The organism is Mongoliibacter sp., from assembly GCF_007692705.1.
GTDB lineage: Bacteria > Bacteroidota > Bacteroidia > Cytophagales > Cyclobacteriaceae > Mongoliibacter.
In genome coordinates this window covers 1-16,488 of the sequence record NZ_REBN01000187.1, presented here as the reverse complement: position 1 = coordinate 16,488, position 16,488 = coordinate 1, and the positions used below count along the sequence as shown (strand labels likewise).

General features: G+C 40.1%; 13 protein-coding genes. 10 read left to right on the top strand and 3 right to left on the bottom strand.

The genetic code is table 11. The annotated features are described in order from the left end of the window. From EA341_RS13115 to EA341_RS13090, 6 genes are all read left to right on the top strand, one after another. Positions 1-1,971 (top strand): FG-GAP-like repeat-containing protein (locus tag EA341_RS13115; protein ID WP_293015272.1); only part of this gene is annotated, 1,971 nt, incomplete at its 5' end. A gap of 26 nt (positions 1,972-1,997) precedes the next feature. Beyond that, a complete protein-coding gene (locus EA341_RS13110; RefSeq protein ID WP_293015270.1) occupies positions 1,998-5,294 on the top strand; it encodes a VCBS repeat-containing protein in 3,297 nt (1,098 codons plus the stop codon). Positions 5,295-5,427: 133 nt separating this feature from the next. Then, complete coding sequence (locus tag EA341_RS13105; protein ID WP_367127486.1) at positions 5,428-6,798, top strand: vanadium-dependent haloperoxidase; 1,371 nt, start codon at positions 5,428-5,430, stop codon at positions 6,796-6,798. A 592-nt stretch (positions 6,799-7,390) separates the two neighbouring features. After that, positions 7,391-8,023, top strand: coding sequence for a 16S rRNA (guanine(527)-N(7))-methyltransferase RsmG (gene rsmG / locus EA341_RS13100; RefSeq protein WP_293015268.1), 633 nt, complete (start codon positions 7,391-7,393; stop codon positions 8,021-8,023). A 155-nt stretch (positions 8,024-8,178) separates the two neighbouring features. Continuing rightward, on the top strand, positions 8,179-8,418 hold the full coding sequence (locus EA341_RS13095; RefSeq protein WP_293015265.1) for a hypothetical protein: 240 nt from the start codon (positions 8,179-8,181) through the stop codon (positions 8,416-8,418). Beyond that, entirely contained in the window at positions 8,399-8,824 is a 426-nt protein-coding gene (locus tag EA341_RS13090; RefSeq protein WP_293015262.1) for a putative toxin-antitoxin system toxin component, PIN family, read from the top strand. The genes EA341_RS13095 and EA341_RS13090 overlap by 20 nt, the downstream gene beginning before the upstream one ends. A gap of 9 nt (positions 8,825-8,833) precedes the next feature. On the opposite strand, the gene EA341_RS13085 is transcribed toward EA341_RS13090, so the two are convergent. The 3 genes from EA341_RS13085 to EA341_RS13075 form a co-directional block, all read right to left on the bottom strand. Then, on the bottom strand, positions 8,834-10,714 hold the full coding sequence (locus EA341_RS13085; protein ID WP_293015259.1) for an alpha-amylase family glycosyl hydrolase: 1,881 nt from the start codon (positions 10,712-10,714) through the stop codon (positions 8,834-8,836). 187 nt (positions 10,715-10,901) lie between these two features. Beyond that, positions 10,902-11,519 carry a Pr6Pr family membrane protein gene (locus tag EA341_RS13080; protein WP_293015256.1) on the bottom strand — a complete coding sequence of 206 codons (618 nt, stop codon included), beginning with the start codon at positions 11,517-11,519 and terminating at the stop codon, positions 10,902-10,904. A gap of 186 nt (positions 11,520-11,705) precedes the next feature. Next, entirely contained in the window at positions 11,706-12,998 is a 1,293-nt protein-coding gene (locus EA341_RS13075; RefSeq protein ID WP_293015274.1) for a M20/M25/M40 family metallo-hydrolase, read from the bottom strand. A 669-nt stretch (positions 12,999-13,667) separates the two neighbouring features. On the opposite strand from EA341_RS13075, the gene EA341_RS13070 reads away from it, so the two are divergent. The 4 genes from EA341_RS13070 (at position 13,668) to EA341_RS13055 (ending at position 16,452) form a co-directional block, all read left to right on the top strand. Beyond that, positions 13,668-14,177, top strand: coding sequence for a hypothetical protein (locus EA341_RS13070; protein ID WP_293015254.1), 510 nt, complete (start codon positions 13,668-13,670; stop codon positions 14,175-14,177). A gap of 34 nt (positions 14,178-14,211) precedes the next feature. After that, positions 14,212-14,655, top strand: coding sequence for a DUF2147 domain-containing protein (locus EA341_RS13065; protein ID WP_293015250.1), 444 nt, complete (start codon positions 14,212-14,214; stop codon positions 14,653-14,655). Positions 14,656-14,666: 11 nt separating this feature from the next. Further along, positions 14,667-15,779 (top strand): DUF6268 family outer membrane beta-barrel protein, encoded by a 1,113-nt coding sequence (locus EA341_RS13060; protein WP_293015247.1) that lies wholly within the window; start codon positions 14,667-14,669, stop codon positions 15,777-15,779. A gap of 154 nt (positions 15,780-15,933) precedes the next feature. Next, positions 15,934-16,452, top strand: a complete 519-nt coding sequence (locus tag EA341_RS13055) for a lipocalin family protein (protein WP_293015244.1) — start codon at positions 15,934-15,936, stop codon at positions 16,450-16,452. Positions 16,453-16,488 lie beyond the last annotated feature (36 nt).

Genomic DNA, 16,488 nt, shown 5'->3' with positions numbered 1-16,488 from the left:
AAGGGAAACTTGAATTTTGACAATGTGATCCATGAATGGGGAATGGGTGACCCTATCCATTCAAATGGTTCCGCCTATGGAGACCTGAATAATGACGGGGCTTTGGATCTCGTTGTCAACAATGTGAATAATGAGGTTTTGATCTATAAAAACAGGAGTCTGGAGTTTTTTCCTGAAAATAATTTCCTAAAAATAGCCTTGGAGGGGAAAGATGCCAATACTGCGGCTATAGGTACCCAGGTAAAGCTGCTTTCGGGAGATAAGCTTTTTTACATGGAACAGATGCCCAACAGGGGATTTCAGTCCTCAGTTGACCCAAGACTCAATTTTGGTCTTGGGGAGCTAGAGAATATTGACGAAATCCATGTGCGCTGGCCGGATGGTAAAATCAATATCCTAAAAGATATCAGCAGCAATCAGACACTTACCCTGAAGTGGGAAGAAGCAGTCGATGCTCCGGAAGATTTCAAGTTTTTTATGGAACCTTCAGATCAGCTTTTTTCAAAAGTTGAATCCACCTCTGTTTTGGACTATACCCATAGGGAAAATCAGGCGGTGGACTTTGATCGTGATAGATTGACTTACCACATGCTCTCAACAGAAGGCCCCAAAGCCGTATGGGGAGATGTCAACGGAAATGGTTTGCAGGATGTGTACCTGGGTGGTGCCAAAGGGTTTCCCGGGCAGCTGTTCATTCAGACTTCAGAAGGCAGATTCAGGTTGTCGCCTCAGGAAACGTTCAGGAGTGACAGGCTCTCAGAGGATACCAATGGGGTGTTTTTTGATGCCAATGGTAATGGGTATTTGGACCTGTTTGTTACTTCAGGAGGAAATGAATCAGGTTTTGGTGCTATGGACCTAGCGGACAGGCTTTATGTAAATGATGGAAGAGGCAATTTTTCCAAATCAGAAAACAGTGGCTTGGAAAACTTTAGAATCAGCAGCAAGGTGGTCAAAGTAATGGATATCGACGGAGATGGGGATCTGGATCTTTTTATAGGAGCAAGGGTGATTCCTTTCCTCTATGGGGTCAATGCAAACAGCATGATCTTGATCAATGATGGGAAGGGTAAGTTTTCTGATGGAACAGAAAAATTCGCTCCTGAACTCAAAGAAATAGGAATGGTGACAGATGCTGTATTGACAGATTATGATGGGGATGGTACTGAAGACCTGATATTGGTAGGAGAGTGGATGGCCCCTACCATCTTACGCAATACAGGTGGTAAACTTGAGAAGCTTGAAGCACCAGAACTTGATGCCTACAAAGGTTGGTATCAGACTATAGCTGTAGGGGACTTTGATGGGGATGGAATCCCTGATTTTGTATTGGGGAATCATGGCCTGAACAGCAGGTTCAAGCCTACTTTGGAAAGTCCTATCAGGATGTTTGTCAATGATTTTGATCAGAATGGCAGTGTTGAGCATCTCTTTGTTCAAAAAGATGGAGGAAGGCATATTCCTTTCACCTTGAAACATCAGTTGGAAATGCAGGTACCTTCAATTAAAAAGAGATTTCTTAAATACAGTACTTATAATAATAAGTACATGGAGGATATTTTCACGCCCCAAGAGTTGAGAAATGCTGTTATGCAGGAGCTTAATTTTAGGGAGTCAGCAGTGATGATGAATTTGGGTGAAGGTAATTTTGAAATCAAAGTGCTTCCAAGAATGGCACAGAGATCATGGATTTACAGCATCCTGGTGACTGACTTGAATGGAGATGGAATTGAAGACCTGATTCTCGCTGGAAATTTGAAAGGAGCCAAACCCGAGGTAGGGCAGTACGATGCCAGTTATGGAGAAGTGCTCATTGGAAATGGTGATGGAACCTTTGAATACCTGCCTAATAGAGAGCATGGTTTACAGTTGCACGGCGATATCAGAGATTTGCACTTGGTCAAAAAGGGAGATGATAAGCTATTGATGGTGGTCAAAAATAATGATGCAGTTGAGTTTTGGTCTTTCTAGACTTTTGAAATTCAGCATTTATAAAAATGGAAATGAGGAAGTTTGGAATAAGGTGTTTTTTGATTTTAATAGCTTGCTTTGCCTGTGCTCCTGATTCAGGGGAAGACAACCTTTTTGAGCTGCTTTCATCGGATGATACTGGAATTGATTTCCGTAACGACCTTACCTCTTCTGATAGCCTAAACATCATAGAATACCTCTATTTCTACAATGGTGGTGGCGTGGCCTTGGGTGATGTGAACAACGATGGGCTCGTCGATATTTACTTTACTTCCAATCAGGGAGAAAATAAACTTTACCTGAATAAAGGTGATTTACAGTTTGAGGACATTACAGCCAAAGCCGGAGTAGATGGGGGAGGAGGTTGGTCCACAGGAGTGACCATGGCGGATGTCAACGGTGACGGATTATTGGATATTTACGTCTGCCAGGTAGGAGACTACAAAGGCCTTCAAGGCAAAAATAGGCTTTACATTAATAATGGGGATTTGACTTTCAGCGAGAAAGCTGCTGAATACGGGATTGACTTTGAGGGTTTTTCGACGCATGCTGTATTTTTTGACTATGACCAGGATGGAGATTTAGACTTGTATTTATTGAACCACTCCATCAAAAAACCGGAAGTTTTTTCTCATGCAGATACCAAGTTTACTTCACAAGATGAAAAAGGAGGGGATAAGCTGTTTAGAAGCCGGGTAGCACAGGGTGAGGAAATTATGGAAGATGTGACTTTGGAAGCAGGAATACTTTCCAGCAGTTTGGGTTTTGGTCTTGGAGTAGGGATAGCAGACGTGAATCAGGATGGTTGGCTTGATATCTATGTTTCCAATGACTTTACGGAGGACGATTACCTATACATCAATCAGGGTGATGGGACTTTTGTGGAGTCTCTGCAGGAATATATAGCCCATACCAGCAGATACAGTATGGGAAATGACCTGGCAGATATCAATCAGGATGGTTTGCCGGATATTTTCACTACCGATATGCTACCTGAAGATCCTGAAATTTGGATGAAGTCAGTAGGAGAAGACAAGCAGGAAGTATTTGATGTAAAGAAGAGATTGGGCTATGGTGATCAATATGTCAGAAACCACCTGCAACTGAACAGAGGGAATGGCAAGTTCTCTGACATAGCGCTTTTGACGAATACATTTGCTACCGATTGGAGTTGGTCACCTTTGATTTTTGATATGGACAATGATGGCTTGGTGGATATTCATGTGACCAATGGCATTGTCAAACGGCCCAATGATTTGGATTTTATACAGTATAGCCAAGAGCCAAGTCCTGGACTTTCTGAAAAAGAAATTCAACAAAAACAAGTTGATATGCTGCCCAGCATGAAGTTGCCAAATTACACTTTCCGTCAAAAAGCCCATCTGGACTTTGAAAATATTTCTGATTCATGGGGTTTGGCACATGCCTCTTACTCAAACGGATCGGCTTATGCTGATCTGGATAATGATGGCGATTTGGATTTGGTGATCAACAACTTGGACCAAGAGGCTTTTATCTACAAGAATCTCAGCACTGAAAAATCCGAAAACCGATATTTTCAAGTTGAGCTAAAAGGTGATCAGAAAAACACTTTTGGCATAGGCGCTCAGGTATGGGTTTTTGCAGGAGATAAGGTATGGCAACAGACCTTGAGCACGTCCCGTGGATTTCAATCAGGTGGGTCTACCCTATTGACTTTTGGATTGGGTCAGCTTGAAAAAATAGACTCTGTACTTGTCAGCTGGTCAGCGAAAAAGACTGAGAACTTTGGTTCTTTTTCCACCGCAAGCAAAGAGGTTATGGAAAAAGGAAAGGGGCAGACTACCATTCTACCTAAAAAATCAATATCCAAATCAGTATTGTCCAAAGCAGATGTTTTACTCGACTGGAAGCACGAGGAAAACACCGAATTCGATGAATTTCGAAGGGAGTATCTAATGCCTAGGAGATACGGTACGGAAGGTCCTGCCTTGGCAGTGGGAGACATGAATGGGGATGGCTTGGATGATATCTTTCTGGGGGGTGCCAAGGGACAAGCCGCTTCTGTATATTTTCAGCAAACTGACGGCAGTTTTAAAAAGAGAGAAAACCCCTTCTTTGAGCAATTGAAGACAGCAGAAGATGTAGTGGCGGTTTTGGCGGACCTGAATGGGGATGGTTTTCCTGACCTTTATATAGGGAGTGGAGGCAATGAGTATAAGAGCGGAGAAATCTTCAATTTTGACCGGGTATTTCTCAATGATGGGCAAGGTAATTTTACTTTTTCCATGAATTCCTTACCTCCAATAGGAGAAAACACCTCAAGTGTTGCTGTGCATGATGTCAATGGGGATGGTTTTCCGGATCTTTTTGTGACTTCCTCTGTGGTTACAGGAAGCTACGGACTGAGTCCAAAATCCTATTTATTGCTCAATGATGGCAAAGGGAGATTCAGAGAAATGACAGCGGAATATTTTGGGGATGATTTCACTGCCGGGATGTTGCAACAGGCTATTTGGGCAGACCTGACCCGAAATGGTAAAAAGGAGTTGGTTTTGGTTGGGGAATGGAGCCCAATCAGGGTTTTTGAGCAGGATGATAAAGGGAAGTTTAAAGAGATATGGGAAGAAGAGCTTTCTACCTCCGCAGGATGGTATACTGCCTCTATGATATGGGAAGAAGGAGATCAGCTTTCGGTACTATTGGGTAATCTTGGACTGAACAGTAAATTGAAAGCAAGTTCCGAGAAGCCTGTATGGCTTTACCTTAAAGATTTTGATAATAACGGGCAGCTTGATCCACTTATTTTTCATTACATGGGTTCTTATTTGGTACCATTTGCCAGCAGAGATGACCTGATCCGACAAATTCCAGAAATCAAACGGAAGCATACAGACTATCTTAATTACAGTAAATTAAAGTCACCGGAAGGCCTCTACGACAATCAGACCCTTCAGGGAGCCGATACATTACCATTTTACAACCAGCGCTCAGGAAGCATTGTAATAGGCCCAAAAGGATCAATGGATTTTGAGGCATTTCCGATTGAGGCACAGTTCAGTCCTATCAGGGATTTTGTAAGATTTACCAATTCACAGGGCAGAGAATTTTTATTGGCTGTTGGGAATTTTTATGGGTTCAGGAATGATTTGGGCAAAGCTGCAGCACAGCCAATGACCTTGATGGAAAAATCAGAAAATGGTTGGAGCAGTATGCCACTTTCCATTATTGGTTCTGAATATTGGGGTCAATACAGGGCTATTGAGAAAATATCATTGAATGGAGCGCCTTATCTCATTGCTGTCAGGAATGATGATCGTCCGGTATTTTTCAAAATCCACTGATATTATTTCCTGTCCAAAATCATTGAATTGTGCCTGATTTCTCTTGGTCATAATTCAAAATAATCATTAGCTTTGATTTCCCAGTAGATTCAAATTCCATTCCTTTTGACTGAGTAATAGGGATTTGTTAACTTTGAAGTATAATATTAGAAATAGAATGAAAAGAGTGTTGAAACAAATATTCCTGGCTGCAGTGATTGGTGTGATAATGATGGCCTGCCAGGAGAATGGTGATTACGAAGATGTCATCACAGATGGAGCATATCAGACCGCAGCCCAAATCCGTTTAACCAATGTGATTATTCACGATATCTTTTCACCTCCTGTTGCAAGTAGGATTTATGCCTACCCATCAATTGCTGCTTATGAGGTGGCCGTATTGGCAGATCCGAAATACAAAAGTTTGATGGGACAACTCAACGGCTTTGAGAAAGCAGAGTTTGAGTTTGAGGAGGATGTTTATTTGCCCTTGGCTTCATTGGCTGCTTATTACAAAGTAGCGACGGCGATGATTTTTTCGGAAGACATGATGACTAGTCACAGGGATAAGGCTTATGAAGAAATCAGGAAAAAGGGTGTGCCTAAGAAAGTTTTTCAGAAATCTGTGGCTTTCGGTGAGCAGGTTGCAGATCATGTGATAGCCTATTCTAAAAAAGACAATTACCATGAGAGCCGTTCTTTTGAGAAATATACAGTCAGGAATGATCCCAATACTTGGCAGCCAACTCCTCCCGCGTATGGAGAAGGTATTGAGCCCCATTGGAATAAAATCAGGCCGTTTGTATTGGATTCAGCTGCACAATATAAGTCTGTGCCCCCCACTGAATTTTCTACAGACCCCAATTCAGAATTCTTTAAGGAAGCTGAAGAGGTTTTTAAAGTAGTCAAAGACCTAACCGAAGAGCAAAGTGATATCGCATATTTCTGGGATTGCAATCCCTATAAGGTCAATGTCAAAGGCCATGTGATGTTTGCTGAGAAAAAAATTACACCAGGTGGACACTGGATGGGAATTGCGGCAATTTCCTCTAAAACAGCTGGTCATGACTGGAAGGGAGCCGCTGAGACTTTGGCTATGACCGGTGTGGCTCTTTTTGATGGGTTTATTGCCTGTTGGGATGAAAAGTACAGGTCGATTTTGATTCGACCTGAAACCTACATCAATAAGTATATAGATGAGGATTGGTTGCCTGTATTGCAGACGCCGCCTTTTCCGGAATATACCTCTGGACACAGTGTGATATCCAATGCAGCAGCTGAAACACTTACAGAACTACTTGGGGAACCATTTCACTTTGTAGATTCTACAGAAGTAGCTTATGGACTTCCGATCAGGGAATTTAATTCCTTCAGGGAGGCTGCTGATGAAGCTGCAATCAGCAGGCTTTATGGTGGCATTCATTATATGCCTGCAATTGTTCATGGTGCTTCCAAAGGGAAAGAGGTAGGTCATCATTTGCTTGGCAGAATAAGTACCCGAACTGAGAATCTAGCCGAGAATTAAATTATTGTAAGGCTCAAATTTTAAGGGCCACAAAGACGCAAAGGCACTAAGTAGACAGAATTTGTCAAGCTTGGTGCTTTTGCTTTTTCAGTTATAGATTTCCCATGAATAGACCAGTCAGCTTTTCGAAAGCTGATAATTTTTTATTTGAAAAACATTTGCCACGAATGCACGAATAAATACTAATCTCTTCAAGAAAGAATATAATCATCGCTGCCGTTGGCGTCTAAACATCAGTTGAAAAGCCGTGCGTGAAGACACGCACGGCGGCCTCAGCTACCTTAGGTTTGATCAGTGGTTGACAAAAAAAGAAATCCATAAAAGGCGCAGATAGACATCGATGGGATTTTCTTTGGTTTTGACCGATAAATTTTAAGCAGAAAACCGTGGGGATTGTGTTTTTTATTATTTTAGGTGGTAAAAAATACACCTATGTTTTCAAGCACTGTTTTTCTTTGGCAGCTTATTAATTTTCTCCTCCTTATTGGCCTGGTTTACCTGATTTTTAGATTGGTAAACACGTTCTTCAAAAGGAGTTGATTTATTTATTTGAATGAAAAGCTTAATTTTGACGGCGAAACAAATAGCTGTTATGGAATTACTTTTAAAATACTTTCCCAACCTCAGTGCTGAGCAAATCGAAAAATTTGAAAAACTGGGCGGCATGTATGCCGACTGGAATGAAAAAATCAATGTCATTAGTAGAAAGGATGTAGAACATTTCTATGAAAGACATGTTCTGCACTCACTGGGTATTGCCAAAGTAATTGAGTTTGAGCCGGGCACCAAGATTTTGGACTTAGGTACTGGAGGTGGCTTCCCGGGGATTCCTTTGGCAATTATGTTTCCAGAATGCCATTTTCACTTGGTGGATTCCATAGGCAAAAAAATTACTGTGGTAAAGGATGTTGCAAAGCAATTGAAATTAAGTAATGTGGAAGCCCAACAGGCTAGGGCTGAAACACTGGTCAGACGCTATGACTTTGTAATCAGTCGAGCCGTGACCCGTTTCACCAATTTCATTCCGTGGGTAAAAGGCAAATTCCGAAAAGAGGACATCAATGAAATGCAAAATGGTCTGCTACTATTGAAAGGTGGAGACGTAGATCAGGAAATGGAAGAAAGGAATGTAGGCTATATCACTTACCACCTGGAGGATTATTTCAAAGAAGACTTTTTTGAAACCAAAAAGGTGGTTTATGTTCCTTGGGAGGGAAAGCGTTGAATTAATGATTTTTAATTTTTGGCCATGCTAGTTTTGGTTTTTTGAATTTTTCAGTCTTTTGATTCGTTTTTATTGTAAATTGAAAAATGTAAAGGCTGCATTAGAAATTGGTTTATAAGCTTGATTTGTGAAAAAAGTGACAAATAATCTTAAAAATGAAAGAAATGAAAACAGCACTTCAAATTGATTTGACTTTTGACCAGGTTTTGTCAATAGTCAAACAGCTATCAAAGGAGGAAAAGTTAAAGCTTTCAAAAGAACTGGAAAAGGAGGTGATTGATAGCAGGCTTTCGCGTCTTATGGATACTTTTAAAACTGATGAATTGGATTTAAAAACGTTATCTGAAGAAGTAGAAATCGTAAGACAGCAGTTTTATGATAAAAAATCAAATTAAAGTCATATTTGACACCAACATTTGGATAAGTTTTTTAATTGGCAAACGACTAGCTCAAATTAAAAAATATATAGTCGATGGAAAGATTAAGATTGTAGTTTGTGAGCAGCTGCTTAAGGAAATTGAAACAGTAACAAGCAGACAAAAACTTAAAAAATATTTTCCACCCGAAAGTGTAAAGGAATTGATTGATCTTCTTGAAGCTATAGGAGAAAACGTTGAAATCAGCTCAAAATATTTTGTTAGCAGAGATCCAAAAAATGATTTTCTTTTTGATCTGATTGATTTTTCAAAAGCGGATTTTTTAGTGACAGGGGACAAGGATTTATTAGAACTGAACCCTTTTAAAACAGCCCAAATAATTACACCGAAAGTGTTTGAGGAGCTAATAAAAGGGTTAATTTGATATTTTCATCTATATCAATTCCAGTATCCAACTTTCTAAAGGTTTTAAGTCAACCCGCACTCTGGCTGTTCTGTTTTCTACTATGAGAGTAGGATTTGCATTTCCATACAAGCGCTCCTCCAGTGGATATTCTCCATCCCGTAAAGCCCACTTACTGATCAGATCCTTGGGAAGTTGCAGCTCAAAGCCAAAGGAGTCTTCCGCATCAAAATTACTGATAATGATAAGTCGTTGACCATTTCCCCACCTGGCAAAGGAAAAAACCCTGTCATTATACCACTCTGTATTTTGCCTGTTGTAGGAATGAATTTCTGTATACTCTCCCGATAGTGCAGGACTGTATAAGGTGAAATTCAGCAAATTTTTATAAAATTCTCTCAGCTCTTTTTCTTTAGGAGAGAGCTTCCCTCCGTCAAACTTACCTTCGTTTACCCACCTTTGGTGATGAGGAACTCCAATATAATCGAAAATTGAAGTGCGGCTGGGCTTTCCGAATCCTGCATCTTCAGCACCTGGTTCACCTACTTCCTGTCCGAAATAAATCATCATAGGGCCGGCATCAATGGTAGCGGAAACAACTGCTGCAGGTTTGCCCTTTTCGGCATTTCCTGCAAATTCAGGACTCGCAATACGTTGCTCATCATGGTTTTCCAGAAAATGCAGCATGTTTTTGTTGATATCTGAAAGTCCGCTTTGAATCGGAATCAAATTATCGGTTGATCCTTTGCCCTGCATGATATTTTTGAGGGTGTCATAGAGCTCCACCTTGTCATAGAGGTAGTCCATTTTCCCCAAATGGATATAATCTCTGTAGGCTTTAGGATTGTATATTTCTGCCAAAAGGAAGGCTTCCGGATTTTCCGTTTTGATAGCAGAGTTCATGTAAGACCAGAATTCCACCGGAACCATTTCTGCCATGTCAAACCTGAATCCATCAACTCCTTTTTTGGTCCAAAAAAGCGCAATGTCCCTGAATTTTTTCCAAGAGGAGGGTACATCTTTATCTTTCCAAAACTCATGATGGGCACGATAATCCTTGTCTGCATAGTCTTCAGGTAACGCTGGAAAGTCTTTACTGCCATCCGGCTTTACTCCATAATTTACTTTTACAGTCTCATACCAGTCATGGAAATTAGGCTGGGCTTCCCGACTGCCATTACCAGTCCATTTGGCAGGAGACTCCTCAAATTCACCATCTGCTAAAGGATTATCTTCTCCCCCAAGGGGTTTATAGCCATCCAAAGGATCAGGAACATGAAAGTCCTTACCCGGAATATAATAGAAATTGTTGTGTTTCTTGTATTCAACGGAAGTGTCGTCGTCAGCGCCAAAATCACTAACCCCATTAGGGTTGTTTTTTCCTTCATATTTTCTTGCCACATGGTTGGGTACAATGTCTATGATGACTTTCATGCCATGCTTATGGGTACGTCCAATCAGCGCTTCAAATTCCTCCATTCTTTTGGATGGATCCTCTGCCAAATCAGGATTGACCTGATAATAGTCTTTGACTGCATAAGGTGATCCTGCTCTTCCTTTGACTACATCTGGATCATCTAGAGAAATTCCATAGGCAGTATAATCTCTGATAACAGCATGATGAGGAACTCCTGTATACCAGATATGGCTTACTCCAAAGTTCTTGATTTCTTCCAGTGCTTTATCCGTGAAATCATTGAACTTACCTACACCATTTTCCTCAATAGTGCCCCAAGCTTTGTTTGTGCTATTGGTATTGCCAAATAATCTGGTGAAAACCTGATATACTACTACTTTATGTTGCTCTTGCATGGATAAATCTTCAAGGTTCTGTTCAGTTTCTCTTTGGCATGCGAAGGCTATCAATGAAGCCAAAGCCAGGGTTATAAAAGTATTCAGCCTTTTTCTCATAAAGCTAAAGTACAGATTTCAACTTGTTGTTGGGTATGTTTATCTCTTAAAAATCCTTCAAAATTTATGCAAACGTTTGACTTTTAGGATGGGGGTCAAAGCTCTTGATTTTTAAATTCTACCAATTCAAATGGCTCGATCTGTACTATGAGCACTTTCCATAGATATCAAACGTGTTTTAGGAGTCTCATGAATTCACTTGTGTTTTCTTTCCTATCCATACCAGCAAAAGTGACAATCCAGAGAATACACCAAAGAGCATCACAAAATTGATCATCAATTGAGTCAATCCTATTTCGGGAAGGTTGACAAAAGGGTAGGGATAAAACCCCGAAACCAAACCATGCGACATGGCCCAGATAAAATATAAAAGCGGATAGATCAGCCAATAGCTTACCTGATTCCATTTAACCAGCTCTTTTTTCTCATACCTAAACCAGAAATAAAGTACCAGCAATGGGTTGACCGAGTGTAATAACTCATCTGTTACCATTGCCAAGCCCTGCGGGTCCCAGATCGGACGCAAAATGAACTGATAAACCAATCCCACCACCAAAATGTAGGCTGCGATGGCTGTTAGTGTACCGGGGTTGTCCCAAAACCCATCTCTTTGATGTTCTTTTTTGCTGGCTTGAATGGTAAAATAAACCGCCACCAGAGTATTGGTCAGGATCGTGAAAAAGCTGAAAAACCGGATGGTAGTTTCAAATATGCCAACAACCCTGTTTCCCATCATCAAATAGTATTGCAGGATGACAGCTAGCCAAACAACAATACCGAAAATAAGTGCAAGTTTATTTTTCATGAAAATTCTTCGAAGCTCTCAAATTCAAGTTAAACACCAACAATTTAAGCTTGAAATTCCAAATTTGGAATTCAAATCTTTGTGATTTCCTCTAATTTATTTGGCAAAGTGAAAGTTTAATGAATTTTGAGTAGATCTTTATTTCCAAAGAAAATGTTCTAAACCTAAATATATCTCACCAATATTTTAGTCCAATAGCCTATATACAAATACAGTACTCCTTTTGATCAGATCAGGGAACTCCTTCATATTGATAGTCTCTGCTGGTGAATGCGCCCCAGTCCCTGAAGCTCCGATGCCATCAATACAATCCAAATATTCACCTATATAGGATATGTCACCACCACCCCGAGACCCAGGGTCTCCAGCTTCTACTTTTCCAAACCCCATTGCCTGACTTACTTCACTGAGTTTTTCTACTAAAGCATAATTTCCCTGAGTTGGGACCATGGAAGGAATACCATCCTGAAAAGTGATTTCCGCTTTGGTTTGGTTTAGATTTTCAGCAACAATCTTTCTCATTTTTTCTCTGGCGGCTTCTTTCTGTTCTTCGCCTAAGAACCTTAGGTCCCCAGTCACTAAAGCTTCTCTGGCCACAATATTGGTCTTGCCTAAAGCTTCTCCTTCACCCGTGTCTGCGTTATATTTGATATCAGAACCTCCAATGATCTGTCCGGGGTTAAATGTGAGATACTGCTCTCCCAGAAGTTCTTCCCTGAAGCTGTTCAGGATTCTAGCAGCTTCATAAATGGCTCCAAAACCTGCATGCTCCTTAAACACTCCGGAGGAATGTACCTGCTTGCCTTCGGTTTTCAAAACCCAAGTAGAAGCACCTCTTCTTGCGACTGTGGCGATATTAAAGCCCTGAGCAGTTTCGTAACCCAAGGCATAATCGTGCTGCTTGGCTCTTTCTATAAAATCAGCCCTGCTTACATGGGATGGATGCCCTGCATTTTCTTCGTCTCCGTTGAAATATACCGTAATGGTTCTGTCTTCTAATAAACCCATCTCATGAAGCGCTTTGAGTGTTGCAAAAATCATCACATTACCACCCTTCATGTCATTTACACCCTGTCCTTTGGCTGTTTGCTCATCTACCATGGTAAACGGATAGAAGGGCATGTCTTTCTCAAAAACGGTATCCAAATGCCCGATGAAAAACAACTTTTTTCCGGTGTTGCCTGTGCGGCTTGCTACAAAATGTCCAGCCCTCTTAAGAGAATCCGGCAGTTGTATCCATTCTGTTTTAAAGCCAATTTTAGCGAATTCTCTTTCGAATACTCGTCCAACCTCTCTAACACCTTCTAAATTAAGCGTTCCGGAGTTGATATTGACGGTTTCTTCCAACAAAGCAACTGTCTCTGAATAGTTTTTATCTATTAGGTCAACCAGTTGTTTTTCTGTATTGCTTAGTTCCTGCGCATAAGAAAAATTCCATAACAGAATAAGGAGAAAGGATGAAAGGAATAATTTTCGCATCATATTTGTAAAGATTTATTGAGAATTTGAAAGAAAAACAGCTTATTGTTTCCGGATTACATTGCGATTACTGAAACATCACAAGCTATTCAAAGTTAAAAGTAATTGGGATATTCAAAGTGAATTTCTCAATGAAAGGTGAAAAATTGTAAATTCGTAGCCACTAAATTTATTCTTACCCATTAAAATATACTTATGCAAAATTTATTAAGAAGATTTCCGGCACTTGAAAGACTAGCAAGTTTACTATTTCAACAATATGAATTGAAACCCATCAGGGTAACTAATTCCAAGCGTAGTCATTTGCCGGGAGATAATTACTAATAAGCTTCCAAGAAAATAATTCAAGGCAGAATTCTAAGTGAATAAGCATGTTTGATTGCTTTTGAATTTTGCCGGGAACCAAAGTACAGATAGACTTATGCAAAGCATCTTTTTTGGCTTCCCAAATTCCTTACAGGCATTTTTATATTGCCTTATTTCCTGAATCTCATTTAGAATTCAGGATCTCAAAATGAGACTCAATTGACCTAAAAATTAAATTAGGTTGATCTCCGAATGCAATTGATTTCTTAATTATGGTTTGAAAATGGGTAAAATTCAGTTTGAATGTCTTTAAAAAGGGCTTTTGATTTGCTCAGTTTTCAGGACCGCTAAAAGATTGTACTTATGCAAAAACTCGTGAATTGTTTATCTCTTTGTCTGTTACTGGTTTTGATAGTTTCCTGTGGAGGAAATCTAAATACCATTGAGGTAGAAACTCCAGAACTGGACATGGTTGCTGAAGGACCATTGTTTGAAGGTTCTAATACTGCTACAGCTACCTGGGAATTTGATCTGTCAAGTTTATTGGGAGACCAAGGCAATAAAGTGTCCAAAGCCAAAGTTACCGCGATTGAAATCCGCCTAGTGCCTGAGGAAGACCTTCCCAGCTTAGAAAAAATGGTTTTTGAGGTTACCTCACAAAGTACTTCAATGACAAGAGTGGGGCTTTATAATAGCGAATTGGACTCAGATGAGGTCATGGAATTATCTGTCGCCGGAAAACAAGAAAATCTCGCTTCTGCCTTTCAAGATGGGAGGATGACCTTTGTTGGTGATTTTGATTTATTGGAAGAAGAGTATTGGGACAATGTGGCTTTCAAAGTAAAAGTGAAATTCGAGCTTGGAATAAAATAGCAATAATTTAAACTCAAAATAAACTCAAAATAATATGAAAAAGATAATCTTATCATTAGCATTTCTTTCCGTTTGCGCCTTTGCATTTGCCCAGGAGGCAGATGACCTTGTAGGTGTATGGGAACCTGGACATGGTAAAGCAAAGGTGAAAATCGATAATATCGATGGGAAATATTATGGACGTATTGTGTGGTTGAAAGAACCGAATGATCCCGAAACAGGCGAACCTAAACTAGATCGTAATAATCCTGATGAGAGTATGAGAAATGTGCCTCTAAGAGGCTATAGAATGCTTAAGGATTTTGAATATAAAGGTAAAGGTGTGTGGGAAGAAGGTACCATATATGATCCTGAAACCGGAAATACTTACAGCAGTGTGATCACCATGAAGGATGAGAACACCTTGGACATTAGAGGATATGTAGGTGTCAAAACTTTTGGTAGATCAGATACCTGGAGAAGACTGAAAGTGAAATAAGCCAGGTAAGTATGAAGAAAAACTATCTTTTCCTATTGATGGCATTAATGCTGTCAATAGGGATAACCCCCCTTATAGCCCAAGAGGAAGAAGAGGAAGACTGGGATATGTATGACGACTTGGAGTTGGTTGATGATTCTAAAGTCAAAAGGTTCGCTAAGCCTACAATTGTGGGTTTAAGCCCCACTAGGTTTTTGAGCATTTCCTATGACCAACAATTGGGATACGATATGAATTTATCTTCAGCCAGATTTCCAGCAAGTGGAAATTCAGGATGGGGAGTTGACGAAAATGCTCCTATTTCGGAAACTGGCCGTGTGAATTTCACAGGTGGATTAAGGTTTAATTCCAACATTCCTGTCATTTCAAAAAGCAATTTGGTTTGGCAAAGTGGATTAAACTATATGCGGGTAGGCTACAATATAGGAGGTGTGGAAGAACCGGGTGATGCATCCGGACTGACTAGGATATTGGATGAAAGAGGCTTAAACAACTTGAATTGGACCAACACATTCTTTGTACCCATCTCGGAAGAGAACTTCTTTATTTTCCAAGGTTCATTGGATATGAGTGGTGACTATGGGTTCTCATTGCAGCCATTTAATACCGTGAGGTGGAGTTTGGCTGCAGTATATGCCAAACGTGTCAGTGAAAGAAAAAGATGGGGACTGGGTTTGGCGCGAACTTACAGAGTTGGAAACCTTAACTATGTGCCTGTAATCATGTATGATGTGACGAGTGCTGACAGAAAATGGGGCACTGAAATCCTTTTTCCGGCAAGGGCTCATGGAAGGTACAATTTCAGCAAAAGCGCTTTACTCTTGTTTGGGTATGAATTGGAAGGACAGAGTTACAGAATCAATGAATTTTCTGTAGCGAATAACAGCTATGAAATCCGAAGAGGAGAGTTAAGGCCTAGAATAGAGCTTCAAAAGCAGCTTTCAGGCCCATTTTGGATGCATTTTCAGGCAGGCTATAGGATTGACTGGACCTTTAATGCAGATGAACTGGAAGGAAGTCGCGAGTTTTTTAGAGGCTTTTTCGGTACCCAGGAATATGGAATGGTCAACAATTTGAGCAATACAGTCTATTTTAACTTAGGGATTAGTTTCGTTACTTTGTAAGCGAATTAATCGTTTCATAAACCTTTTTGCAGGCTTTGTTTAGTCTTAAATCGGACTAAGACAATATTTGCAAAAAGGTTTATTTATTTTGAAAGTTTTAGTTTTATTTTAAGGTGTTTCTTTTGTTATTTGTTAAAAAATCAAAAAGAAATCTATGAAAAATCAAACTTACTTTTTCCAAATTATAGCCTTTGGGCTGTTGATGGTTCTTTTTTCCTGTGGGGAAAAGGATGAACCACAGGTTTCCCCTATTGTAGGAATCTGGAATTATAGCGCATTCAGTTTCGATATGTCCATCAATGGTCAGCCACTGGAGCAGTTTTTACAAGCTGTAGGAGCCAGTGCACAAGAAGCACAGGAAGCCGCAAATGAAATCAGAAATGATATATTCAGTTCTGAGGATTTTGAAGGAACAGAGCTTCAATTTAATGCTGATGGCACTTACGAGATCAGGCAAGACGGTAATTTTGATGAATCAGGAACTTATGAATTGCTCAATGGAGAAACCCTGTTAAGGCTAACTTCTGAGGAAGAAGTGACTGATTTTGAAGTAAAACAACTTACAGCCAATAGTCTAACAATTTTATTGGAAGAAGAAGAAAGTGATGACTTTTTTGGGATAGGTTTGCCTGTATTGGTAAAGCTGGAACTTGAGTTGAGTTTTGTCAAGTAAGAAACTAGAAGCGAGAGACGAGGAGCGAGAAGCAAG

Coding starts and splice junctions, on each gene's coding strand:
- EA341_RS13110 (WP_293015270.1), top strand. CDS start 1,998: ATGGAAATGAGGAAGTTTGGAATAAGGTGTTTTTTGATTTTAATAGCT.
- rsmG (WP_293015268.1), top strand. CDS start 7,391: ATGGAATTACTTTTAAAATACTTTCCCAACCTCAGTGCTGAGCAAATC.
- EA341_RS13095 (WP_293015265.1), top strand. CDS start 8,179: ATGAAAGAAATGAAAACAGCACTTCAAATTGATTTGACTTTTGACCAG.
- EA341_RS13090 (WP_293015262.1), top strand. CDS start 8,399: ATGATAAAAAATCAAATTAAAGTCATATTTGACACCAACATTTGGATA.
- EA341_RS13085 (WP_293015259.1), bottom strand. CDS start 10,714: ATGAGAAAAAGGCTGAATACTTTTATAACCCTGGCTTTGGCTTCATTG.
- EA341_RS13080 (WP_293015256.1), bottom strand. CDS start 11,519: ATGAAAAATAAACTTGCACTTATTTTCGGTATTGTTGTTTGGCTAGCT.
- EA341_RS13075 (WP_293015274.1), bottom strand. CDS start 12,998: ATGCGAAAATTATTCCTTTCATCCTTTCTCCTTATTCTGTTATGGAAT.
- EA341_RS13070 (WP_293015254.1), top strand. CDS start 13,668: ATGCAAAAACTCGTGAATTGTTTATCTCTTTGTCTGTTACTGGTTTTG.
- EA341_RS13065 (WP_293015250.1), top strand. CDS start 14,212: ATGAAAAAGATAATCTTATCATTAGCATTTCTTTCCGTTTGCGCCTTT.
- EA341_RS13060 (WP_293015247.1), top strand. CDS start 14,667: ATGAAGAAAAACTATCTTTTCCTATTGATGGCATTAATGCTGTCAATA.
- EA341_RS13055 (WP_293015244.1), top strand. CDS start 15,934: ATGAAAAATCAAACTTACTTTTTCCAAATTATAGCCTTTGGGCTGTTG.